The following is a 23,256-nucleotide window of genomic DNA, read 5'->3' as shown; positions in this document are numbered from 1 at the left end:
GGCTGGGCGGTTCGTCGCGGAATTGTGCGGGCCTGCCTCAGGACAGGCGGCTGACCGGCCAGTCCTGCGGCAGTTCGAGACGTTCGCTGATCATGCTGATCGCGGTGTGCAGCGCCTGGATCTCGTCGACGCCGCTGGCCAGCGACGCGCCCTGCCTGCTGATGTGGAATCGGCACAGGTGCTCGCGCCGGTCGGCCGCCAGATACGGCCTGCCGATGATGATCGACAACGAGCTGTCGGCATCGTGCAGGGTGCGCGCGGCGATGAGCGCCTGCGGCTCGCTGGTCACCGTCGTGGCGGCGCGCGAGGGCCGGGTGGGGGCGGCGGGGAAGCCGGGATCGGAGGGATCGGTCACCGGGAAATGCGCGCCGTGGCTGTTCGCTTGCCGCAGCTCGTGCGCGATCTCCTGGAACGCGCGGTAGAGCGCGGCGATGGAATCGACGCCGTGCGCCCATCGTTCGCCGATGCCCTGGATGCGGAAACCGCACACCACACCGGTGTCACCCGGCGCCATCTGCGGTTTGCCCACCTCGATGGAGACTTCTCGCGTGGCATCGGAGACGGTGCGGGTGGCGATCACCTCTCTGATCCGCCGCCACTTCATGCTCGCGATCGCACCGCTGTGCTCGGATTCGCGCACTGCGGACGTGGTCGTGTCACCAGTGACCCGCGCCGATATCGCTCTCATGCAATGTGGAGTACCCAAGTTCGCCCCGGGTTTATCCTGCGGTTGCAGGTGACCTTGACCGCAGCGCGGAGACACGCCGTATCGGCAAAAGGGCTACCGAACGGTTAACACGCCCCGCGTTTGGCAGGCTGTCGCCGAGGGTGTGTTGGTGGGGCCGCGACGATGAGGAGGGGCGGACGAAGTGGTAACGATTGCGCAGTTGCGAGCGGTTCTGTCGATCTTGCGCGTCGACCCGGACGAGGTCGGCGCACGCGTGGGCGACACGGGTCTGCACGGTCCTGACGCCGAACGTGTCCTACTGATCGGTTTGCTACACCGGATCGCGAGCAGCGAACTGCGCCACGTGGTCACCACGACGATGGACGAGGAGGAGGCGGCACGGGCCGCCGCGGTCAGCACCCTGCCGGTGAACGGCGAGAACCCCACGGAGCAGGTGCGTTTCGACGCGCACTGGCTGCACGACCGCATCGGCGCGCTGGCGGCGGGCACCACCGTGGATCCGGTGCCGGTCCTGCTGGACGCCGCCGCGCGGTCGACGGACGCGGCCGAGGCGCTGCTGCTGCTGAGCCGCAATCCGCGCGGCCGGGACGCGGACACCAGATGGGAGCGTGCGCTCGACGATCTGGGGCGCGCCTATCACCTGATCAACGACGAGCGGGTGGGCCGCTCGAACACGACGACCGCGCCGCTGTAGCGGCGCGGTCGGTCGGAGGTCTCGCCCGGCGGCATGCGGCGCGCCGCCGGGATCGAGCTACTTGGCGGGTTGGGCCGGAGCGGACTGGACCGGCTTGTCGGCGAAGCGAGTGGTGCCGTCGGCCGCCTGCAGCGTGGTGAGCAGATCGACGCCGGCCACGACGAGCGTGGGTCCGCCGACCGCGATGGTTCCCAGGATGCCGCCGAGGCTCGCGCCGGTCAGCAGACCGGCCACGCAACCGACGGCGATGGTCACCAGGCAGCCGATCGTGGCGCCGATGGCGGTGCCGACGAAACCGCCGATGGCGGTGGCGAGTCCGAACTGGCTGGCGAATTCGTCCCTCGCGCGCTGGTTCTCGGTCATGGAGGCGACCGGCTTGGCCACCAGCGGCTCGGTGATCGCGATGCCGTCGGGCCTGGTCGGCTTCAGCTCGAGCACCGTGCTGTCCTTCTTCAGCTCCGGGCGGACCGGGATGACGGTGCCCGCGATCCGGAAGTCGAGCGGCAGCGTCATCGCGACGTGGCCGTCGCGGTCGCGGACGTCGACCACGTCGATCACTTGCGCGATGTCGGCCGGGGCGCCGGTGTGATCGACGAGCACCCCGTCGCGCTCGGTTAGTCGAGCGTTCTCGTCGCCCGCGGGCTGATCGCGCAGCGCCTTGGACAATTCGAAGGTTCCGCCCCTGAGCGCGGCGACCACCGTCTGATCGATGAGCTTGGCCGAGTAGGTGATGTCGGGGGCGGGCTCGGCGTGCGCGACGCCCGCGCCGACGGTCAGCGAGCCGATGGCGAGTATCGCTGCCGCAGTGATGCCGCGGAGTTGCATGTTTCGTCCATTCCTTCATCGGGTTCACACCTGCGTCCAGCACGGCCGGACCCGCGCACTCCGGCGGCGCAAGAGCAGTCGTCTAGGGTCGCTGAGCAGCCTAGCAGCGCCCACAGCAACCTATGAGCGTTCCGGCTCGACCGGTCGGAGATAGCGAAAAATTCTCCGACCGGCCGTGATTCGGATCCTCCGGCTCAGCGGGCAGCGGCGAGTTCGCTTGCCCGCTCGGCGCGCAGGATCGTCGCGCTGGTGCCGGGCGGCCATTCGAGTCCCGTGTCGAGCCGGTCGAGGACATCGGCATCCGGCCGTGGATTGCGGGACCGCTCGATCTCGCTGATCACCTTGGCCGGCGGGCCGCCGTTGCCCGCCACGTCCGCCTGGGTCCATTTCATCTCTCGCCGCCGCGCACGCACGCGCGTGGCCAGCGCGTCGAGATCGAACGCGACGGCCGTCTCGGCTGCCTCATCCCGCGCCGGCCGCGCCGGTGCGACCGTCTCCTCCTCGCGGTGCTTCTCCCGCAGCATTCCGCTGGTGATCAGCCTGGACCGCTTCCGCCTACCCATTTTCGCCACACGCTCTCCCATCCTCGGTCGAGTCGATCGATTGCGTCGCACTGCTCCGGCGGGCGGGCGGCGCCCACCGCGCCGGGAACGCTGAACATCATGGGGGAGCGCGGGTGCGGACCTCGCTCGACGCGCCGGGTCAGTCCGAGCTGTCCTCCGGTTGCAGAATCAGCACCGGTATCTCGCGCTCGGTCCAGGATTGGTAGGTGTCGAAGTCCGCGTAGAGGTCTACGAGCAAGGGCCACAAGCGATTCTTTTCCTCCGGGCTCGCCACCCTGGCGCGGACGCGACGGTGCTCGGCACCGATCTGCACCCGGGTCGTGGGGTGTGCCAGGAGGTTGAAGTACCACTGCGGATGATCGGGCAACCCGCCTTGGGAGGCGACCACCACCAGGTCGGGGCCGTCGACGAGGTACAGCAGCGGGGCGGTGAACAGCTTGCCCGATTTGCGGCCCCGATGCTCGAGCAACAAGGTCGGTACCGGCTTACGGAAACCGGCGCCGATCCGCCATCGACCGCCGACGCGCCCTCCGGTCCGGCGGTATGCCCAGGTCTGCGCCCTGGACATGTATTTGATGACGGTCGTGACCAGCGGCGAATCGAGGTTGCGCGGTCGGTTCGGCATCAGCGCTCACCCCCTTCGGGCCGGAGTGCGGCGGTGGCATCGGGGGCGGTGTCGAATGATTGATCCATACCTTTGTCCGTAGTATCGTCCAGACAGTTGTCCGGTTACTATTCCATAGACGTGCCGGGCGCGTCGCAGGGGTCACGGCAACCGGCGGAGAGCACGGTGGAGGAAACATGGATCGGGTCAGTGGCAAAGTCGTCCTGGTGACCGGTGCCGGACGCGGGCAGGGCCGCAGCCACGCGCTGGCCCTGGCCGAAGAGGGCGCCGACATCATCGCCTTCGACATCTGCGCCGATATCGCCAGCAACGAATACCCGCTGGCGACCGAAGCGGATCTCGCCGAGACCGAGGATCTGGTCGCCGAGACCGGTCGTAGGGTGGTGGCCAGGAAGGTGGACGTGCGGGATCGGACCGCGGTGCAGGAGGCGATCGCGCAGGCGGTGGCCGAACTCGGGCGCTTGGACGTGGTCGTGGCGAACGCCGGGATCTGCCCGCTGGGGCACCACGTGCCGTTGCAAGGCTTCGTCGACGTCTTCGACGTCAACTTCGTCGGCGCGGTGAACACCGTGCACGCCGCGCTGCCACATCTGGGCGCGGGCGCGTCGATCATCGTGACCGGCTCGGTCGCGGGCCTGGTGCCGCAGACCGGATTCAACGGCCAGCAGGCGCTGCAAGGTCCCGGCGGCGACGGCTACGGCTTGTCGAAGAAGATGATCCGTTCCTACACGCAGACTTTGGCATTGACGCTCGGGCCGAGTTCGATCCGCATCAACGCGGTGCACCCGACGAACGTCGACACCGACATGCTGCACAACCCCGGGATGTACCAGATCTTCCGTCCGGACGTGCGGAATCCGACGCGGGAGGACGCCGAGGTGACCTTTCCGTTCATGCAGGCCATGCCGATTCCCTTCGTCGAATCCTCGGACATCTCGCATGCGGTCACGTTCCTGGCTTCCGACGAATCGCGCTATGTGACGGGCTTGCAGATGTTCGTCGACGGCGGGGCGTCGCTGAAACTGGGTCTCGCCGGGCAGTGACGCGAAAAGCGCTGTCACTTCAGAATGAGCATCGCGGACCGCTCGAGGCGGTCCGCGATGTCGGCATAGGATTCATAACCCATACCGGCGTGTACCAGCGCCCCCGCATAGAGTAATTCGAGCGATTTCACGATGTCCGGGTCCGGATTTCCGGACAACGCATGCGCGATCCGCTCGCGAATTTCCAGGCCGATGCGGGCCCGCAAATGTTCCACGTCGGGATCGCGGCCGAGCAGCGCGCTGGTGACCGCGCCGGACAATGCGGGTTCGTCGGCGACGAGCAGCGCGATGCCGCGGAGTTCGGCGATCACGCGCACGGTGGCGTCCCGGTCCTCGCTCACCGGCGACGGCGCCGCGCGCAGCCTGCGCCAGAAGATCTCCGCGACCAAATGCTCCTTGGAGGAGAAATAGGTGTAGGCGGTGGCGGTGCCGACTTTGGCGTTGGCGGCCACCATTCGGATGGTCATGCCCGCGAAGCCCTCGCGGGAAAGCACTTCCATCGCCGATCTGGTGAGCTTCTCGACGGTGTCGGCCTGCTTTCCGGACAGGCGCCGCCGCGTTGCCTCCACGGTTCTGGAATACTTTTCGGACATGTGTCTAGATGGTAGTGTCGCGATGTCGTTCCAGCAACTTCCACGCTGCGGAAATCGATCGCCGTCTGGGACCGTCGGCGCTACGCCTGATGTGCCGCGCCGAGCGGCAGGCCGAGGCCGGTGAGTTTGCCGGACAACCGCTCGAGGTAGGCGAGCGCCGCGGGCTCGTCCTTGTCCGGCAGTCCGTACACGACGTCGGTGACGCCGGCGCGGTCCCACTCGGCCAGGCGTCGCGCGTCCGGCTTGTAATCGAGGGCCACCACGCGCGGACGTCCCGGCCGCCCGGCCTGCCGCCAGATCTCGTGCAATGACGCGAGACGATCGGAGATCTGTGTTTCCCCCGGCGTGGTGATCCAGCCGTCGGCGGACTCGGCTATCCAGCGGAACGTGCGTTCGGTGCCGGCCGCGCCGATCAGCACCGGAACCGAACGCCGCACCGGTTTCGGCCATGCCCAGCTCGGGCCGAAGCTGACGTACTCGCCGTCGAAACCGGCCTCGTCCCGGCTCCACAGCGCCCGCATCGCCGCCAGATATTCGCGCAGCACCGTGCGCCGCTTGTGCGCGGGCACGCCGTGGTCGGCGAGTTCGTCGGTGTTCCAGCCGAATCCGGCCCCGAGCACGACCCGGCCGCCGGAGAGGTGGTCCAGGGAGGCGATCGTCTTGGCCAGGGTGATCGGGTCGTGCTCCACCGGGAGCGCGACGGCGGTGGCCAGCTCGATGCGCTCGGTGACGGCCGCCGCCATGGACAGCGCGACCCATGGGTCGAGCGTGCGCAGGTAGCGGTCGTCCGGGAGCGAAGCGTCACCGGTCTGCGGGTGCGCCGCGTTGCGCGCCACCGGGATGTGGGTGTGTTCGGGGACGTAGAAGGAGGCGAAGCCCGCTTCCTCGGCGGCTCCGGCCGCCGCGGCGGGGGTGATGCCGCGATCGCTGGTGAACAGGACGATGCCGAAGCGCATGGGGATCCTCGCCTTGTCTGGTCGTTCGACGAACTGTCGTGGCGGTGAGGCGCACGGCGACACGCCGTGTCTGGACACCTGTGTGGAATATAGTCCGAATGGCGATACGCCTACAAGAACGTGTTCTTGATTTTCCTGCGAGTCGGCCTGGTGGCGCCGCGGCGACTTTCTTCTCGCGAGTTCTCGCTTTCGGGATTGTCCTGAAAAACTGTCAGTGGTACCGTCCAGACACATGTCCAGCTATGTGTCTCTTCGGCGGGTCGTGCGGACGATCATCGTTGAGAACTTGTTATCGAATTCGGAGGGTGGGCGATGACGGCTGAGGTGGACCCGCTGGTGTTCGGCCCGTACGACGACTCGCATCCGGCGTATCGGCGGCCGCCGGAAGAAGCTGCGCGGTATGCCGACCCTGACCTCGGACTCCGGGCGTTGTCGCGGCACGGACACCCGACGCGCCGCCCACCCGGGCGGCTCCGCGAATCACTGTGCGAACCCGTGCGGAGCCGGTCGTGAGAATCCGCGCCGACCTGGATCTGTGCCAAGGGCACGCGGTCTGCCAAGCCGAGGCTCCCGAGGTGTTCACGGTGCCCAGACGCGGCCAGGTCGAAATCCTGCGCGACGTGCCGGACGCCGGACTGCGGGCCGCCGTGGCGGACGCGATCCGCTACTGCCCGACCCAAGCCCTGTCGATCGCCGACGAAGACGCGACCGACTCCTCTCCGAAAGGTACCGACTGATGCCAGGTTTCGACCGCGCCGAGCTCGACGAGATGATCCAGCGCTGGATCACGGAGAACCAGCGCTGCGAGGAAAAGGGCGACTGGAAGCCCCTCGCGCAGATGTACACCGAGGACGCCACCTACGGCTGGAACTACGGCCCGACGCAGGAGTTCATGGCCGTCGGACGCGACGAGATCCGCGACCTCGCCCTCGGCCAGGAGATGGCCGGGCTGGAGGGCTGGACCTACCCGTACCAGGAATTCGTCGTCGACGACCGCACCGGCACCGTCATCGGGTTCTGGAAGCAGATCAGCGAGGCCAAGCGGCCCGATGGGCGCAACTATTCGCCCGAGGGCATCGGCGGCAGCTGGTTCCGCTACGGCGGCGACTTCCAATGGTCCTGGCAGCGCGACTTCTTCGACTTCGGCAACGTCTCGGCGCTGTTTCTGGAGATGATCACGAACAAGGCCATCACCCCTGGCATGCAGAAGCGCATCGAGCGCTCGGTGTCGGGGCAGCCGCTGCCGGGCTGGTATCGCATCGGCGAATCGCCCGTCGCGCTGTGGTGACCGACATGACCGGATCACCGAGCCGATTCGCCTGCCTCGACCGCGCGACGCTGGCCGCGCTGCTGCCCGAACTGCTCCTGTGCGGGCACCTCATCGATCGCTCCGGCATGGCGCACTCGATCGCCGCGTTCGGCCGCGAAGGCATGACCGCGATCGCCATCGAGGAGTGGCAGGTGGCCAGCCCGGTCTACACCCGGCGCATGCAGCGCGCGCTCGGCTTCACCGGCGACGGCGTGGAGACCATCTTCAAGGGACTGCAATTGGACATCGGCGCGCCACCGCAGTTCATGGACTTCCGTTTCCGGGTCGACGACCACCACCACGGCGAGTTCTGGCTCGACCACTGCGGTGCGCTCGCCGACGTGGAACCGATGGGCGAGGACTTCGTCGTGTCGATGTGTCACGACATCGAGGATCCGACCTTCGACGCGACCGCGCTGGCCACCAATCCGCACGCCCAGGTCCGGCCGATCCACCGCCCGCCCCGCCGTCCCGCCGATCGGAAACCGGTGTGCGCGTGGACGGTCGTCATCGACCCGGCCCACGTGCCGCCGCCGGTGCCGCCCAACGCCGAGTTGGTCGCCGGGTCGGTGGCGGCCGGACTGGAGCTGGCCGCCATCGACCCCGCCGACGAAGGGCGGCCGGACTACTCGGGACCGTTGCTCAGCGATGTGCGCTTCGCGGACTTCTCCCGCTCCGCGCTGGTCCGCCTCGCCGACGAGGTCTGCCTGCAACATCACCTGCTCACCCTCGGTTTCCTGATCGCGGTGCGCGCCCGGGCCGACGCCGATGCCGCGCTGGAGATCGGGCGCAAGCAGTTCGCTGGTATCGCCGGCCTCACCAGTGAACGCCTGCGCGATTGCCTCGGCCTCGGCGACGACGCCGCCGCGCTGGCGACGGTGCTGCGGTTGCATCCGGCGCTGAATCCATTGCCCTACACCGGAATCGAGATCGCGCACACCGGCGACACGGTCACGGTGACGTTCCCGGCCGCCAGCGGCGCGCACACCGACGGCACGTGGGCGTCGATGCTCGACCCCGAGCACGTGCAGCCGCTGAATGCCCTGGTCCGCGGCGTGAATCCGCGTTTCTCCGCCGAGGTCGTCGCCGCGGGCGAGGACGGCTGGCGCGCCGCCGTCACGCTCGGTGACACACCGTTCCGGGAGGCGACGGAGGTCGCGCTGACCCGGTTCAGCACCGGCGCCGCCTTCACCTTCACCGACCGGGGGATACCCCTTCCGCTCACCGTCGTCTGACCGCACCCAGAGATGGAACGACATGGCCAACAACTTCGCCGACCTCTTCGAGCACTCCGTGGACGCCATGCCCGAGCGGGTGGCTCTCGTCCGGTCCGGCCGCCGCGTGACCTACCGTGAGCTCGACGTCCGCGCCAATCGGCTCGCGCACCATCTGGCGAGTATCGGCGTCGGCGCCGGGACGCACGTGGGTTTCCAGATGCACAACAGCGTCGAGACGATGGAGACGCTGATCGCGTGCTTCAAACTCGCCGCCGTGCCGATCAACATCAATTACCGGTACGGCGTCGCGGAACTGGCCTACGTCTACGACAACGCCGACCTCGAGGTGCTCGTGCACCACTGCTGTTACAGCGAAGCCGTCCAGGAGGCCCGGCAGCGCACGCCGGGGTTGCGGCACACGATCCGCGTCGCCGACGAGTTCACGCCGGAAGCGGACGATGCCGCGGCGACGCAGTACGAGTCGGCCCTCGCCGCCGCGGCGACAGACCGTCCGATCGTCGAACGCAGCGCCGACGACCTGTTCATGATGTACACCGGCGGGACGACCGGCATGCCGAAAGGCGTCATGTGGCGGCAAGAGGACATGTGGCGCGTGCTCGGCGGCGGCATCGACTTCTACACCGGCGAGCCGGTCGCCGACGAGTTCCAGCAGTCCCGCACCGGCGCTCAGGCGGATCCGAGCGCCTGGCTGGTGCTGCCGCCGCTGATCCACGCCGCCGCCATGATGCCGACCTTCACCGCGCTGTGGTCGGGCAACACGGTGATCTTCGAATCCCGCTTCGACGCCGCCCGCGTCTGGCGGACCGTCGCCGAGCAACGCCCGCAGGTCATGGTGATCACCGGCGACGCCATGGCCAGACCCTTGATCGAGGCGTACCGCAGCGAGCCGGTGGACGCCTCCTCGCTGCTGGCGATCGCCTCCGGCGCCGCGCTGCTGTCGCAGCCGGTGAAGAACACGCTGCTGGAGATGTTCTCGTGGGCGGTCGTCTCGGACTCCATCGGATCGTCGGAAACCGGGTTCGGCGGCATCGGTTTCGCCCAGAAGGACGATGATCCGGCACGCGGCCCCCGCGTGCAGACCGGTCGCGGCGCGGTCGTGGTGGACGACGACGGCCGCCCCGTCGCGCCCGGCTCGGAAGGCTGGCTGGCCAAGACCGGCAACGTGCCGATCGGCTACTACAAGGACCCCGGCAAGACCGAGCGGCTGTTCAAGACCGTCGACGGCGTGCGCATGGTCGTCACCGACGACCGGGCCCGCGCCGAGGCCGACGGGTCGATCACGCTGATCGGCCGCGGCAACATGGTGATCAACACCGGCGGCGAGAAGGTGTTCGTCGAAGAGGTCGAAAGCGTGGTGAAGGCCCACGACGCGATCTTCGACGCGGTGGTGATCGGCGTGCCGCACGAACGCTGGGGGCATCAGGTCGCGGCGGTGGTGTCGTTGTCCGGCCCCGGGCCGGTGGAGTTCACGGAACTGCAGGCGCACGTGCGCCGCTTCCTGGCCGGATACAAAGTGCCCAAACAGATCTGGGTCGCCGACGCCATCGTGCGGGCGCCCAGCGGCAAACCCGACTACCGGTGGGCCAAGCAGTACGTCGCCGCGCGCGGGCCCGACCACAAGGCGGACTGACATGATCCGGGTGATCCAATGGGCCACCGGCGGAGTCGGGCGGGCCGCCATCGAGGGCATTCTCGACCATCCGGAGCTGGAACTGGCCGGAGCCTGGGTGCACAGCGCGGACAAGGACGGCATGGACCTGGGCGAACTCGTCGGCCGCGCGCCGATCGGGGTGCGCGCGAGCACCGACGCCGACCGCTTGCTCGCCACGCAGGCCGACTGCGTGCTCTACAGCCCCTTCACGGCCGCCCCGGAGACGATGCGCGCGATTCTGCGGTCCGGCAAGAACGTCGTCACACCGCTGGGCTGGTTCCATCCGCGCCGCGCGGAGCGGCAACGCTACGACGAGCTGTGCCGTGCGGCCGGAGTCACCTTGCACGGTACCGGGATACATCCGGGCGGCATCACCGAGAAGATCCCGCTGGTGGTATCGGCGCTGTCGGGCTCGATCACCGCGGTGCGCGCCGAAGAGTTCTCCGATATCCGCGCCTACGGCGCGCCAGAGGTGGTCCGGGACTGGATGCTGTTCGGCGCCACGCCGGAACAGGCCGCGACCAGCGTCATGGCGAACGTGCTCGCAGGCGGCTACAGCCAGTCGGTGTGGATGATCGCCGAAGCGCTCGGCATCGCGCTCGACGAGCGGTTGCGGGTGACGCACGACATGGCGGTGGCCACCGCGCCGATCGATTCCCCCATCGGACCGATCGCGCCGGGGCGTGTCGCCGCGCAGCGCTTCCGCTGGGAAGGGACCGTTCGCGGCGCTCCGGTGATCACGGCCGCGGTGAATTGGTTCATGGGCACCGAGCACCTCGATCCACCGTGGACCTTCGGGCCGGCGGGGGAGCGATACGAGGTCGAGGTCGTGGGTGATCCCGGCGCGACGGTGACGTTCACCGGCATGCACGCGCACAGCGCCGCCGCCGGTCTGGTGCGCAACCTCGGCATCGTGGCCACGGCCATGCACTGCGTGAACTCGATCCCCTACGTGGTCGCCGCCGAGCCCGGCGTGCGGACCTATCTCGACCTGCCGCTCGTCGCCGGTCGCGCCGCCGCATGGCTGCGCGGAACCGGCGGCGACGCGGCCTGCGCTTCGCCCGCCGCGGCGGATACCGGCGTCGCGCGTCGTCCTTCGCGCTGACCGGCTCGCACGTTTTCATCCAGGAGGTAGCAATGGCAGCACCGGCATTACCCGTCGGATTCGATTTCACCGACCCGGCGCTGTGGGAGAACCGAAGTCCGGTACAGGAATTCGCGCAGCTGCGCCGCACCGCCCCGGTGTGGTGGAACGCGCAATCCGACGAGACCTCCGGTGGTTTCCGCGACGGCGGCTACTGGGTGGTCAGCAAGCTCGCCGACATCAAGGAGATCTCCAGACATCCCGAGCTGTTCTCCTCCGAGCGGAAAGGGGCCATCATCCGCCTGCCCGGCGACATCACCCCGGAGCAGATGGCGCTCACCGGCGCTCTGCTGGTGAACATGGACCCGCCCAAGCACTCCAAGATCCGGCGGATCATCGCCAAGGGGTTCACCCCGCGTGCGGTGGAGAGCCTGCGGGCGGCGCTGACCGAACGCGCCGCGCGGATCGTGCACGAGGCCAAGAAGTCCGGCGGCGGCGACTTCGTCGAGCAGGTCGCGTGCGAGCTGCCGTTGCAGGCCATCGCCGAGCTGATCGGGGTGCCGCAGGAGGATCGGCGCAAGTTGTTCGACTGGTCCAACCAGATGCTCAACTACGACGATCCCGAGTACGGCGATCCCGCGATGGCATCGGCCGAGATCCTCGGTTACGCCTGGAACATGGCCGAGCAGCGCCGCGCGTGCCCGGTGGGCGACATCGTCAGCGAGCTGGTGCACGCCGACGTCGACGGTGAGGCGCTCGGCTCCGACGAATTCGGCTTCTTCGTCATCCTGCTCGCCGTGGCGGGCAACGAGACCACTCGCAATGCCATCACCCACGGCATGAAGGCGTTCGTCGACCGGCCCGAGCAGTGGGAGCTCTACCGGCAGCAGCGTCCGCGCACCGCGCCCGACGAGATCGTGCGGTGGGCGACCCCGGTGACCGCCTTTCAGCGCACCGCGACGGAAGACCTGGAACTGGGCGGGCAGCGGATCCGGCAGGGACAGCGGCTCGGATTGTTCTACAGCTCGGCCAATTTCGACGAGGACGGGTTCGCGGATCCGTTCACCTTCGACGTGCTGCGCGACCCGAACCCGCACGTGGGTTTCGGCGGCACCGGCACGCATTATTGCGTCGGCGCGAACCTCGCCCGGCTGGAGATCGATCTGATGTTCAACGCCATCGCCGACGCGATGCCCGGCCTGCGCCAGGAATCCGAGCCGGTGCGGCTGCGGTCGGGGTGGATCAACGGCATCAAGAGCTGGCGGGTGCGCTACGAATAGCGCCGGGCGCGGGCTCCCCGTCACCCGACGGGGAGCCCGCCGCGTGTCCGGCCGGTCAGCTGTCGCCGTCCTTGCGGCGCCTGCGGTAACGGACGGTGCATGGCTGCGCGAGCTGCACGACCATCTTGGAGTGGTCGTTGCGGTAGCTGTCCGGCGGCTGGGTCATCTCGAATTCCCAGTCCCGCAGCAGCAGCGAGAAGATCGCCTTCAGCTGCATCAGCGCGAACGCCGCGCCGACGCAGCGGTGGCGGCCCGCGCCGAACGGAATCCAGGTCCAGCGGTTGACGAGGTCGGCCTGGTTGGGATCGATGTAGCGGCCGGGATCGAACGTGTCCGGATCGGGGAAGTCCTCCGGGATGCGGTTGGAGATGGCGGGAGTGGCAGCGACGTGATCGCCGGGTTCGATGCGATGACCGCAGACGTCGAATTCGCCGCGCGCCACCCGCATCAGGATGATCAGCGGCGGGTGCAGGCGCAGCGTCTCCTTGAGCACGGATTCCAGTACCGGGATCTGGCGCAGCGCGCCGAAGCTGATGTCCGAGCCGTCGGCGTAGAGTTCGTCGAGTTCGGCGACGACCCGGTCGAGCACCTCGGGGTGGCGCAGCAGTTCGATGATCGTCCAGGCCGCCGTGCCGGAGGTGGTGTGATGGCCGGCGAACATCATGGAGATGAAGATGCCGGTGATCTCGCTGGCGCTGAAGCGCGGTGCGCCGTCCTCGCCGGGGATCGAGATGAGCACGTCAAGCATGTCCCGGTCGTCCTTGCCGGTCGGCGGGTCGGCGGCCCGCCGATCCATGATCGCCTGCACCAGTTCGACGAGCTCGGCCCGCGCCTGGTCGCGGCGGCGGAAACTCTCGATGGGCGCGTAGGGGTCGACGTAGGCCAGCGCGTCGGTGCCGCGTTCCAGGTCGTGGTAGAGGTGGGCGAAGCGGTCGTCGAGGTCGTTGCGGAACTTCACGCCGATCAGGCACGCCGAGGAGGTGTAGATGGTCAGTTCGGCGAAGAAGTCGAGCAGGTCGATCTCGCCCTCCTCGCCCCAGCGCGCCAGCATCCGTTCCACCTCGCGGGCGATGGTGGCGGCGTGCCCGCGCATGTGCTCGGCGCGCAGCGCCTGGTTGTGCAGCATCTCCTTGCGGCGTTCCGGACTGGCGTCGAAGACGACGCCCTCGCCGAAGATCGGCTTCATGAAGGGGTAGGCGGCGGCCTGGTCCAGATCGTCGTCGCCTGCGCGGAAGAAGAATTCGTTGGCCTCCGCGCCCGACAGCAGGATGACCTGGCGCCCGGCCAGATCGAACGAGCCGACGTCACCGCATTCCGCGCGGACCCGGCGCATCAGCCCGATCGGATCGACGCGGAACTCCTCCAGATGACCGTGCTCGTGTTCGCCTCCGGATACCCGGCGTGGTTTCACCAGAGTCATTGGAAATCCTTCCCCAGATAAGTGTCCGAGTTTTATGATGGACACGTGTCTGGACAGTACTACGGTTAGCGAGCCTCCGGCAAGACGCCGACCGTGACCGTCGCCTGTGCGGCCACAGGTGTGCCGCCGTCTGCGCACAGCCCGCGACGAGAAGTGATCGGTGGTTTCGAGATGAGGTTCGGCAGCCGAGCCATGCTGGTGACATGGCGGTTACTGCGGTTGAAAATCGCCGGAGCGGCGTTGATCCTGCTCGTCGTCGCGGTGGTCGCGGTCGCCGCGGCGATGTACGCCGGGCGCTTCCGCTCGACGGTGGCCGTCACCGTGGAGACGCCCCGCTCCGGCCTGGTGCTCGACACCGATGCCAAGGTGCGGATGCGCGGCGTGGAACTCGGCACGGTGAGCGCCGTCGAGTTCCGCGGCGACCGGGCGCGTCTGCGCCTCGCGCTCGATCCCGAGCTGCTGCGGCTGGTGCCCGCCAACGCCACGGTGGATATCCGTTCGACCACCGTATTCGGCGCCAAATACGTGAATTTCGTGGTGCCGAGCGCTCCGTCGCCGACGCCGCTGCGCCCGGGCGCGACGATCCGGGCCGAATCCGTCACCGTCGAATACAACACGCTGTTCCAGCGTCTGAGCGAGGTGCTGGCGAAGGTCGAACCGGGTGAACTCAACGCCACGCTGGCCGCGTTGGACACCGCGCTGCGGGGACGTGGCGAGCGGTTGGGCGATCTGCTCGCTCGCGCCGACGACTACCTGCGGCAGATCAACCCGAGCCTGCCCGCGCTGCGGCGCGATCTGTCGTCCGCAGGGCGGGTCACCGGACTCTACGCCGACACCGCCCCCGACCTGCTGCGCACGGCCGCCGACGCCACCGCGACCAGTGGGACGCTCGCCCGCGGCGCGGACGATCTGGATGCCGTGCTGCTCAATCTCATCGGTTTGGCCGACACCACCCGGTCGGCGCTGACGGACAACGAGCAAGGACTCACCGCCGCGCTGGAGACCCTGCGACCAACGGGCTCGCTGCTCGATACCTATTCGCCCGTGCTGTTTTGCGTGGTCACCGGCATCGCGAAGGCTCTTCCCGCGGCGGAAGCCATTATCGGCGGGAACAAACCCGGGGCCATCTTCAACGCGAGTTTCATGTATGGCGCGCAGCCCTATGAATATCCCGGCGACCTGCCGAAGGTGAACGCGACCGGCGGGCCGCGCTGCGACGGGATTCTCGACCGGGTTCCCGATAGTCACGCCGATTATGTGGTCACCGACACCAACGAAGGCGCGCCGTTCACTCCGTCCATGACGGTCGTGCCCAACGCCCCCAAGGTGTTTCAAATCCTTTTCGCCGGCATGCCGGGAGTGCCGCGCTAGTCGACGGCCGCTGCTTCCGGTTCGGAAGTGTGCTCACGTAGGACGGTGTGCGGAGTGCCGTGATCGGCGACCCGGCCGTCTCGCAGCAGCAGGCAGTGGTCGGCGCGCAGGGCGTCTTCGCGCCGGTGTGTCGCGTGCACGACCGTCACCCCGTGGGCTCCGACCAGGCGGATGGCGTCGGAGATCTCCCGCTGCGCGGCCGCGTCCAAGCCGGTGGTGGGTTCGTCGAGCAGGAGCAGGTCGGACTCCTGGGCCAGTGCCTGGGCGAGCAGCGCGCGTTGGCGCTGGCCGCCGGAGAGGCTGTCGAGCCGGCGCTCCGCTAGGTCGGCGATGGCCATGCGGTCCAGGCACGCGCGCACGATGGCGCGATCCTGGCGGGTGAGACGCCGCCATGCGCCGCGCCGCGCCCAGCGCCCCATGGCGACCGTTTCGCCGACGGTGATCGGCAGGGTGGCGGGAACGGCGCTGTGCTGCACCACGAATGCCGGTCGCCGCAGATGTTCCCTGCGCACGGTTCCCGCGGTGGGTGCGATGACACCCGCCAAGACGCCGAGCAGGGTGGATTTGCCGGAGCCGTTGGGCCCGACGAGGGCGGTCACCTGGCCGCCCGGGATCGTGGCGGTGACCTCGCGCAGCACCGGATGTCCCCGGTAACCGGCCGTCACCGCGGCGACATGGACAGCTGACGGCATGAGACTCCGATCACTCATTGAAATGAAAACCGTTATCATTGTAGAGTGCTGCGTCATGGAGTGGTTGGCCCCGTTCGAGGTGTCGTTCGTGCAGCGGGCGCTGTGGGGCGGATTGCTCGTGTCGTGCCTGTGCGCGCTGGCGGGGACCTGGGTGGTGGTGCGCGGCATGGCGTTTCTCAGCGAGGCGATGGCGCACGGCATGCTGCCCGGCATCGCGATCGCCGCGCTGCTGGGCGGGAATCCGCTGCTCGGCGCGGCATTCAGCGCGGCGGCGATGGCCGTCGGCGTATCGGTGCTCGGCCGCAGCACGCGCTTCGCCGCGGACATCGGCATCGGGTTGCTGTTCGTCGGAATGCTGTCGGCGGGCGTGATCATCGTGTCGCGCTCGCCCTCGTTCGCGGTCGACCTCACCGGCTTCCTCTTCGGTGACGTGCTCGCCGTCGGCGAGCGTGACCTGTGGTATCTGGTCGCGGCCACGGTGCTCGCGGCGGTGCTCGCCGTGCTGGGCCACCGGGCGTTCGTGGCACTCACCTTCGATCCGCGCAAGGCGCACACCCTGGGTTTGCGGCCACGTCTGGCGAACGTGGCGCTGGTGGCTCTGGTGACTCTGGCGATCGTCGCGTCCTTCCATATCGTCGGAACCCTGCTGGTTTTCGGTCTGCTGATCGCGCCGCCCGCGGCGGCCGTCTACTGGACGCATCGCATTCCGTCGATCATGCTCACCGCCGCGGCGCTCGGCGCGGTGGCCACCTTCGCCGGGCTGCTGATCTCCTGGCACGCGCGCACCGCCGCTGGGGCGACCATCGCGGCGACGGCCGTCGCGCTGTTCTTCGTCTCGGCGTTGTCGTCCCGGTTGCGTGATCGGATTCGAGGCCGGCGCGTGCCGCCGCAACCGCTGGCCGTCCTGCTGGCCCTGTCCGCGATCACACCCCTGATCGGTTGCACGACAGAGGATTCCATCGATCCTGTGGAGACGACGCCGCACGGATACGTGGCCGGCGCGCAAGAGGCCGATGAGGCCCAGCCACGGCTGGTCGTGGCAGACGCGGCGACCGGCGCCGTGCGGGTGGTCGACCTCATCACCGAGGAGGTCGTCGACCTCGGGCGGGCGGAAGGCGCGGGCCGCCTGACCGCCGACGGGCGCTTCGCCTTCTTGCCCGCCCGCGACGGCGTGCGGATCGTGGACGCGGGCACGTGGACGGTCGACCACGGCGACCACGTGCACTACTACCGCGCACCGGTGCGCGATCTGGGCGCCGTCGCCGGCGGTCCGCTGTCGGCCGCGCACGCCGAGGGCGCGGTGACGGCACTGATCGCCGAAGCCGGTGGCACCACGCTGCTCAACCGGTCCGCGCTGGGCAGCGGCTCGCGGCAGGTGCACGGCGTGATCGCGGACGCGGCCGCGGTGCCGTACGCCGAGCGCCTGCTGGTGGCCGCGCCCACCGGTGACCGGATCGAAGTGCGCACCCGAGACAACGCGCCCGCAGGGGTTCTCGCGCAGCCGTGTCCACGCCCGCGCGGCTCCGCGGTGACCAGGCGCGGTGTCGTCTTCGGTTGCGCCGACGGCGCTTTGGTGGTGAGGGCCCGCGACGCGGTCTTCACCGGCGAGAAGATCCCCTATCCGCCCGGCAGCTCCGAAGACGATCGCGCGATCGAGTTCTTCCATCGTCCGGGCAGCGCGACGCTGGTGGCCGAGGCGGGCCGGCGCGGCGTGTGGGTGCTCGACGTGCGGCGCAAGACCTGGACCGCCGTGGACACCGGTCCGGTGGTGGCGGCGAACACGGCGGGGGAGGACGCGGCACTGCTGGTCCTCACCGCGGACGGTCTTCTGCACAGTTACGACGTCGGGTCCGGCCGGGAGTCCGCCGCGGCGCGACAGCTCACCGCGCCGGTGCGCGACGGCGCACCCGCGCCGGTGATCCTCGTCGACGAGCATCGCGCCTACGTCAACGATCCCGCGGCGCGGGTCATCCACGAGATCGACTACACCGACAACCTGCGCACCGCGCGCACCTTCCGCCTCGACATCGCGCCCACGACGATGGTGGAGACCGGCCGATGAGACGAGTCGCCCGGTGGTGCGCGCTGGTCGCCGTCGCCCTGCTCAGCCTGACCGCATGCTCGAATGCCGACGCCGATCGCGGCGGAATCGTGGTCACCACCAACATCCTCGGCGATCTCACCCGCGCCGTCGCGGGCGACGCGGTCGAGGTCACCGTGCTCATGCAGCCCAACGCGGACCCGCACTTGTTCGCCCTCTCCGCCCAGCAGGCGGCCCGGCTCGAACGCGCGAACCTGATCGTCTACAACGGTCTCGGCCTCGAGGAAAGCGTGCTGCGCAACGTCGAGGCGGCCGAGAAATCCGGGGTGGCGGCGGTGGCCGTCGGCGCGGCGATCGATCCGATCGACTACTCCGCGGACGAAGCGGACGGCGGGCCGGATCCACACTTCTGGACCGACCCGCGCCGGGTGCGCAAGGCGGTGGAAGTCATCCGGGACCGGATCGTCGAGCGGGTCGACGGCGTCGACGCCGCGGCCGTACGCGCCGGAGCCGACCGCTACCTGACCGAACTCGACGGGCTCGACCGTTGGATGACCGAGCGGTTCGCGACGATTCCCGTCGAGCGGAGGAAGCTGGTCACCAACCATCACGTCTTCGGTTATCTCGCAGAGCGATTCGGCTTCGAGGTGGTCGGCGCCGTGATCCCCGGCGGGACCACGCTCGCCTCACCGAGCCCGTCGGATCTGTCCGCCCTCGCCGGAGCCATCCGGGTCGCAGGAGTGAGCGCGATCTTCGCCGACTCCTCGCAACCCGACCGATTGGCCCGTGTGCTCGCCGAACAGGCGGGCGTGCACGTGCGGGTGATCTCCCTGTTTTCGGAATCGCTCACCGAACCCGGCGGCGGCGCGGGCACCTACCTGGAAATGATGCGGGCCAACACCGAGTCGATCGTGCGCGGCCTCGCCCCTTAGTACCCCGAACACCAGAACGAAAGACGGAGTAGCTCATGCCCGTTCGGTCAACCACGAAATCGACCGCCCTGATCGGTCTGCTGACCTTGGTGCTCGCCGGTTGCTGGGCCGGCACTACCGCCGAACGCGACGCCCCGCGAATCGCCGATCCCGTGGCGATCACCTACGACGGCGGCATCCACGTACTGGACGGCGCCACCCTCGAACTCGCGGGCACGGTCGAACTGGACGGCTTCAACCGGCTCAATCCCGCCGGCGACGACCGCCACCTGATCGTCTCGACGAACGCGGGTTTCCGCGTCTTCGACGCTCGCGCGGCGAAATTCACCGATGTGCAGTTCCCCGGCCCGCATCCAGGGCACGTGGTCCGGCACGCCGGACGGACCGTGCTGTTCAGCGACGGCACCGGCGAAGTCGTCGCGTTCGACTCGGCCGATCTCGCCGATGGCGCGCCCGAGACCGCGACCTATCGCGCGGCCGCCCCGCACCACGGCGTCGCGATCGAACTCGCCAACGGCGAACTCGTCGTCACGCTCGGCACCGAGGAGAAGCGGACCGGCATCGTGGTGCTCGACCGCGACCGCGCCGAGAAGGCGCGCAACGAGGACTGCCCCGGTGTGCACGGCGAGGCGACCGCCGCGGGCGAGGCCGTGGTGATCGGCTGCGAGAACGGTGTGCTCGTCTACCGCGACGGCGTGATCAGAAAAGTCACCAGCCCGACCGAGTACGGCCGCATCGGCAACCAGGCGGGCAGCGCAGAGTCGCCGGTCGTCCTCGGTGACTACAAGCAGGACAGGGACGCCGAACTGGAACGCCCGCAGCGGGTTTCGCTGATCGACACGGTCACCGGCACGTTGCGCCTGGTCGATCTGGGTACCAGCTACACCTTCCGCTCGCTGGCTCGCGGCCCGCGCGGCGAAGCCCTGGTGCTGGGCACCGACGGCCGCATTCACGTCATCGATCCCGTCGCGGGGGCCGTCGTGCGGACCATCCCCGTCACTGGTTCCTGGCAAGAGCCGCTGGAATGGCAGAAGCCGCGACCCGCGCTGTTCGTCCGCGGCGACATCGCCTACATCTCCGACCCCGGCGCGAAGCAGCTGCACCGCGTGGACCTGAACACCGGAGCGAAGACGGCGAGCGTCACGCTGCCGGACACGCCGAACGAAGTGAGCGGCGTGGCCGGGCACTGAGTGCGCGCCCAGCCGGACCTCGGCCGGCGTTCGCAGGCGCTGCCACGCGAACGCCGACGATATTCGTGCGAGGAATCGCGTCGCGACGGGTTAGGTTGACACGATGCCGCTGCGACACGAGCCGGACGTTTCGAAGGCCGAGTGGTTCACCAAGGGCGACGATCCGTGGACGCAACTGTGTTCGATCGGACCGAGTGGATTCGCCAGGTATGCCCGGCTGTTCCATCCGATCGCGCCCGAGGAGGATTCGTCCGATCCCGGCATCCTGCTCAACTACGAGGGCGACCTCGACGTCGAGACGCTGCGGCGACTGTGCGGCATCCTCGCCGGGCACACCGCGACGCCGGATGAGTGCTATTTCGGGCTCTGGGAGGGCTTCGGCGATATCTACGGCGGCTCGTCGGTCGCGGTGGCGTTCCGCGTGGACGGGGAAGCGGATCTCGCCTCCGCGCCCACCGTCGGACCGGCCTTCCCGCCAGAAGTGATCGATGGGCCGCGGGTGCGCATTCCCGCCCGGGACTATCTGCTGTTCCGTGGGCCGCTCGACGAGGCAGGACAGTGGGGGGCCGCGGACCTGGTTCCGGGCTGGTCGCGGACGATCAACAGCCCGAATCTCATCTGGCCCGCCGACCGGGCCTGGTTCGTGGCGACCGAGATCGATGTGCCCTGGACCGGCGTAGCGGGCAGCGCCGCGCTGATCGAGGCATTGCGCGACGATGCGGAACTGGACGTGGAGGAGGTCGTGCCGTCGGGCGAGCTGTCCTATTGGCGGAACGGCACGTGAACGCCTCGTAGTCGCCGAGGCGTGAATCCGCGGCCCGACCGCCGCTACGGTGGGATGGCATGGACACCGCTGTGCTCGTGCCGCCAGGGTCCGCGCGCGTCTCCCCGGCGTCGGCGTGGGGCCGGTTCTCCAGGATCGCGCAGCTGCGGCCGGTGGTCCTCGCGGCCGGGTGCCTGGTCGTGGTGCAGCTGGCGATCCGCTGCTGGGTGGCAGGCAGCGGGTTCTTCTACTGGGACGATTTCATACTGGTCGGCCGGGCGGCCCGCTACGGACCGTGGTCCACCGATCTGCTGCTGTACGACCACGACGGGCATTTCATGCCGCTGGCCTTCGTCACGGCGTGGGCGGTGAACGCGGTGGCGCCGCTGGTCTGGGCCGGTCCGGTGGTGGCGCTGCTGATCATGCAGCTCGCGGCGTCGGCCGCCGTGGTCCGTATGCTGCTGCTGTTGGCGGGCCCGCGCCTGCCCATCCTGATTCCGCTGGTGTTCTACCTGTTGTGCCCGTTGACCATCCCGGCGTTCGCCTGGTGGGCCGCCGCCTTGAACGCGCTGCCGCTGCAATTCGCCCTCGCGTGGGTGATCGGGGACGCGGTGCTGCTCGTGCGCACCGGTCGTCGCCGGTACGCGGTGTCGGGGATCGCGGTGCTGGTGGTGGCGCTGCTGTTCTTCGAGAAATCGGCGGTCGTGCCGTTCGTCGCCTTCGCCGCCGCCGCGCTGGCCCGCCACGTCGACGGCGACGCGGCCCCGATCGGTGCGGTGGCGCGGCGGGGTGCGGCGCTGTGGATCGGATCGGCCGCCGTGCTCGGCTTCTGGTCCATCGCGTATCTCGCGGTGGTCGACGGCCCGGGTCTGCCCGACGATTGGAACGAGTTGCGCGACCTGCTGCCCACCGCCGCTTCGCTGGGGATCGTGCCCGCGCTGTCCGGCGGGCCGTGGGTGTGGGAGCGGTGGCTGCCGTCGACGCCGTGGGCCGATCCCCCGGGCTGGGCGGTGGTCGCGGCTTGGCTGGCGCTCGCCGCGGCGGTGGCGCTGACCATGCGCGCCCGGCAGCGGATCGCAGCGGTGTGGCTGACGGCGGCGGCCTACGTCGTGATCGCACAGCTGGCCGTGGCGCTGGCTCGTGGCGGGCCGAACACCGCGGCGGAGGTGATGCAGTCGCTGCGCTACTTCGCCGACCTGGCGGTGGTCGCGGCGGCCGCGGGCGCGCTCATGCTGCGGGCTCGTCCCCGGCCGTCCCGCGGGCGGCCGCGCATGGCGCTTCCGGTCCGGCCGCTCGCGGTGGTGGTGACGGCGGTGTTCGTCGTGAGCAGCCTCTGGTCCACCTGGACGTTCGTGCGATCTTGGCGGGCAGGCCCGTCCGAGACGTACATCACGAACGTGAGGTCGGCGCTGCGCGCGTGGGACGGCGCGCCCCTGCTCGAGCAGGAAGTGCCGTGGAACGTCTTGAATCCGATGGCCTATCCCCAGAATCTGACCAGCAGCGTGCTGGCCTCCGTAGCCGCCCCCGGCACGTTCGCGGCTTCGACACCGCACCTGCGCATGATCACCGACGACGGTGCGATCGTCGACGCGGCCGTCTGGTGGAACCGGTCCATCCTGCCCGGACCGGAGCCCGGCTGCGGCTACCGCGTCGACGGAACCCGGTCGACGCTCCTGCGCCTCGACGGCCCCATGCTCGCGAACAAGTGGACCGCGCAACTCAACTACGTGGCCGGTCGTGACGGGGTGGTGAGCGTCGCCATGGAACACGGCGAACCAGTGTCGGCGCCGGTGCGGAAGGGGCTGAACACGGTGTTCGTGCGACTCATAGGTAGTGGGTCGGCACTGCGGATCTCCGCCGGTACCCCGGGGCTCGACCTGTGCGTCGGCGTCGGACCGGTCGGCGTCGCGTCGTACGACAACTGAGCCGCCGCCCCCCGGCAAGCCCGTGGGTCGATTCATTCGGGCTGACCGATCGGCTTGCGGACCGATCCGCCTGATTCCGAAGCGGTCCCGTGCGGAGCCGAGTCGAAGCCGCCTCGGCGCGGTTCGCCGCGTCGCCTCGACACGCAGCGTCAGATCGCGAACTTCTACTACGACACCGCGCTGAGCGGATCGGCCGCCGCGATGGCGAGCGTGCTCGCCGTCACCGCGCGCGAGCACATCGTCTTCGGCTCCGGCTGGCCCTTCAGCGCGCTCACCCTGCCGCAGACCGGCACCCACGGTCCTGCGCCGGGGCTCACGACATCTTCGACGCCGATCAGCGGATGGAGATCGAGCGGATCAGTCCGCTGCGGCA

At 69.2% G+C, this 23,256-nt stretch carries 23 protein-coding genes; 14 read left to right on the top strand and 9 right to left on the bottom strand.

From position 1 onward, the window contains the following. Window positions 1-37: 37 nt before the first annotated feature. On the bottom strand, window positions 38-604 hold the full coding sequence (locus tag ACH49X_RS25790) for a DUF6968 family protein (protein ID WP_195081469.1): 567 nt from the start codon (window positions 602-604) through the stop codon (window positions 38-40). 283 nt (window positions 605-887) lie between these two features. Between ACH49X_RS25790 and ACH49X_RS25785 the strand changes: the two genes are divergently transcribed. Beyond that, the gene (locus tag ACH49X_RS25785; protein ID WP_195081470.1) at window positions 888-1,382 is read left to right on the top strand and encodes a hypothetical protein; all 495 of its coding nucleotides are present in this window, start codon (window positions 888-890) and stop codon (window positions 1,380-1,382) included. Between the two features lie 57 nt (window positions 1,383-1,439). Here the strand turns inward: ACH49X_RS25785 and ACH49X_RS25780 are convergent, their stop codons facing one another. From ACH49X_RS25780 to ACH49X_RS25770, 3 genes are all read right to left on the bottom strand, one after another. After that, window positions 1,440-2,207: a hypothetical protein gene (locus tag ACH49X_RS25780; RefSeq protein WP_195081471.1), complete on the bottom strand. Its 768-nt coding sequence runs from the start codon at window positions 2,205-2,207 to the stop codon at window positions 1,440-1,442. Between the two features lie 194 nt (window positions 2,208-2,401). Next, window positions 2,402-2,770, bottom strand: a complete 369-nt coding sequence (locus tag ACH49X_RS25775; protein ID WP_195081472.1) for a helix-turn-helix domain-containing protein — start codon at window positions 2,768-2,770, stop codon at window positions 2,402-2,404. Between the two features lie 139 nt (window positions 2,771-2,909). Further along, entirely contained in the window at window positions 2,910-3,395 is a 486-nt protein-coding gene (locus ACH49X_RS25770) for a nitroreductase family deazaflavin-dependent oxidoreductase (RefSeq protein WP_195081473.1), read from the bottom strand. Window positions 3,396-3,571: 176 nt separating this feature from the next. On the opposite strand from ACH49X_RS25770, the gene ACH49X_RS25765 reads away from it, so the two are divergent. Next, complete coding sequence (locus tag ACH49X_RS25765; protein ID WP_357106045.1) at window positions 3,572-4,438, top strand: mycofactocin-coupled SDR family oxidoreductase; 867 nt, start codon at window positions 3,572-3,574, stop codon at window positions 4,436-4,438. Window positions 4,439-4,452: 14 nt separating this feature from the next. Here the strand turns inward: ACH49X_RS25765 and ACH49X_RS25760 are convergent, their stop codons facing one another. Continuing rightward, window positions 4,453-5,031, bottom strand: coding sequence for a TetR/AcrR family transcriptional regulator (locus tag ACH49X_RS25760; RefSeq protein WP_195081475.1), 579 nt, complete (start codon window positions 5,029-5,031; stop codon window positions 4,453-4,455). A gap of 80 nt (window positions 5,032-5,111) precedes the next feature. Continuing rightward, the gene (locus ACH49X_RS25755; RefSeq protein WP_357106049.1) at window positions 5,112-5,987 is read right to left on the bottom strand and encodes an LLM class F420-dependent oxidoreductase; all 876 of its coding nucleotides are present in this window, start codon (window positions 5,985-5,987) and stop codon (window positions 5,112-5,114) included. Window positions 5,988-6,496: 509 nt separating this feature from the next. Between ACH49X_RS25755 and ACH49X_RS25750 the strand changes: the two genes are divergently transcribed. Genes ACH49X_RS25750 through ACH49X_RS25725 form a run of 6 tightly spaced genes read left to right on the top strand, consistent with a single transcriptional unit; the run spans window position 6,497 to window position 12,549 of the window. Further along, on the top strand, window positions 6,497-6,724 hold the full coding sequence (locus ACH49X_RS25750; RefSeq protein WP_195081477.1) for a ferredoxin: 228 nt from the start codon (window positions 6,497-6,499) through the stop codon (window positions 6,722-6,724). After that, a complete protein-coding gene (locus ACH49X_RS25745) occupies window positions 6,724-7,275 on the top strand; it encodes a nuclear transport factor 2 family protein (RefSeq protein ID WP_195081478.1) in 552 nt (183 codons plus the stop codon). Before ACH49X_RS25750 ends, ACH49X_RS25745 begins: the two co-directional genes overlap by 1 nt. A 5-nt stretch (window positions 7,276-7,280) precedes the next feature. Next, complete coding sequence (locus ACH49X_RS25740) at window positions 7,281-8,531, top strand: hypothetical protein (protein WP_195081479.1); 1,251 nt, start codon at window positions 7,281-7,283, stop codon at window positions 8,529-8,531. Window positions 8,532-8,553: 22 nt separating this feature from the next. Then, window positions 8,554-10,164 (top strand): acyl-CoA synthetase, encoded by a 1,611-nt coding sequence (locus ACH49X_RS25735; protein WP_195081480.1) that lies wholly within the window; start codon window positions 8,554-8,556, stop codon window positions 10,162-10,164. Between the two features lies 1 nt (window position 10,165). Then, window positions 10,166-11,290 (top strand): dihydrodipicolinate reductase, encoded by a 1,125-nt coding sequence (locus tag ACH49X_RS25730; RefSeq protein ID WP_357206457.1) that lies wholly within the window; start codon window positions 10,166-10,168, stop codon window positions 11,288-11,290. Between the two features lie 32 nt (window positions 11,291-11,322). Then, the gene (locus tag ACH49X_RS25725) at window positions 11,323-12,549 is read left to right on the top strand and encodes a cytochrome P450 (RefSeq protein WP_357106057.1); all 1,227 of its coding nucleotides are present in this window, start codon (window positions 11,323-11,325) and stop codon (window positions 12,547-12,549) included. Window positions 12,550-12,604: 55 nt separating this feature from the next. Here ACH49X_RS25725 and ACH49X_RS25720 read toward each other — a convergent pair whose 3' ends face one another. Beyond that, window positions 12,605-13,969, bottom strand: a complete 1,365-nt coding sequence (locus ACH49X_RS25720) for a cytochrome P450 (protein WP_357206455.1) — start codon at window positions 13,967-13,969, stop codon at window positions 12,605-12,607. A 171-nt stretch (window positions 13,970-14,140) separates the two neighbouring features. Between ACH49X_RS25720 and ACH49X_RS25715 the strand changes: the two genes are divergently transcribed. After that, window positions 14,141-15,340: an MCE family protein gene (locus tag ACH49X_RS25715; RefSeq protein ID WP_323124293.1), complete on the top strand. Its 1,200-nt coding sequence runs from the start codon at window positions 14,141-14,143 to the stop codon at window positions 15,338-15,340. Here the strand turns inward: ACH49X_RS25715 and aztA are convergent. Continuing rightward, on the bottom strand, window positions 15,337-16,032 hold the full coding sequence (aztA, locus tag ACH49X_RS25710; protein WP_323124294.1) for a zinc ABC transporter ATP-binding protein AztA: 696 nt from the start codon (window positions 16,030-16,032) through the stop codon (window positions 15,337-15,339). The genes ACH49X_RS25715 and aztA overlap by 4 nt on opposite strands. A gap of 55 nt (window positions 16,033-16,087) precedes the next feature. Between aztA and aztB the strand changes: the two genes are divergently transcribed. The 5 genes from aztB to ACH49X_RS25685 all read left to right on the top strand — a co-directional run bounded on the left by aztB (window position 16,088) and on the right by ACH49X_RS25685 (window position 22,883). Beyond that, window positions 16,088-18,094, top strand: coding sequence for a zinc ABC transporter permease AztB (aztB, locus tag ACH49X_RS25705; RefSeq protein ID WP_195081485.1), 2,007 nt, complete (start codon window positions 16,088-16,090; stop codon window positions 18,092-18,094). Continuing rightward, window positions 18,091-19,005, top strand: a complete 915-nt coding sequence (gene aztC / locus ACH49X_RS25700; RefSeq protein ID WP_195081486.1) for a zinc ABC transporter substrate-binding protein AztC — start codon at window positions 18,091-18,093, stop codon at window positions 19,003-19,005. Before aztB ends, aztC begins: the two co-directional genes overlap by 4 nt. 35 nt (window positions 19,006-19,040) lie before the next feature. Beyond that, window positions 19,041-20,195: a zinc metallochaperone AztD gene (aztD, locus tag ACH49X_RS25695; protein ID WP_357206453.1), complete on the top strand. Its 1,155-nt coding sequence runs from the start codon at window positions 19,041-19,043 to the stop codon at window positions 20,193-20,195. 103 nt (window positions 20,196-20,298) lie between these two features. Further along, on the top strand, window positions 20,299-20,979 hold the full coding sequence (locus ACH49X_RS25690; protein WP_195081488.1) for a hypothetical protein: 681 nt from the start codon (window positions 20,299-20,301) through the stop codon (window positions 20,977-20,979). 59 nt (window positions 20,980-21,038) lie between these two features. Then, window positions 21,039-22,883 carry a hypothetical protein gene (locus ACH49X_RS25685; protein WP_357206451.1) on the top strand — a complete coding sequence of 615 codons (1,845 nt, stop codon included), beginning with the start codon at window positions 21,039-21,041 and terminating at the stop codon, window positions 22,881-22,883. Between the two features lie 167 nt (window positions 22,884-23,050). Here the strand turns inward: ACH49X_RS25685 and ACH49X_RS25680 are convergent, their stop codons facing one another. Further along, window positions 23,051-23,200: a hypothetical protein gene (locus ACH49X_RS25680; RefSeq protein ID WP_195081489.1), complete on the bottom strand. Its 150-nt coding sequence runs from the start codon at window positions 23,198-23,200 to the stop codon at window positions 23,051-23,053. Window positions 23,201-23,256 lie beyond the last annotated feature (56 nt).

Source organism: Nocardia sp. NPDC019323 (genome assembly GCF_044389845.1).
GTDB lineage: Bacteria > Actinomycetota > Actinomycetes > Mycobacteriales > Mycobacteriaceae > Nocardia > Nocardia implantans.
Note: the sequence above shows the minus strand (reverse complement) of the source record. Positions and strands in the feature narration are given on the sequence as shown.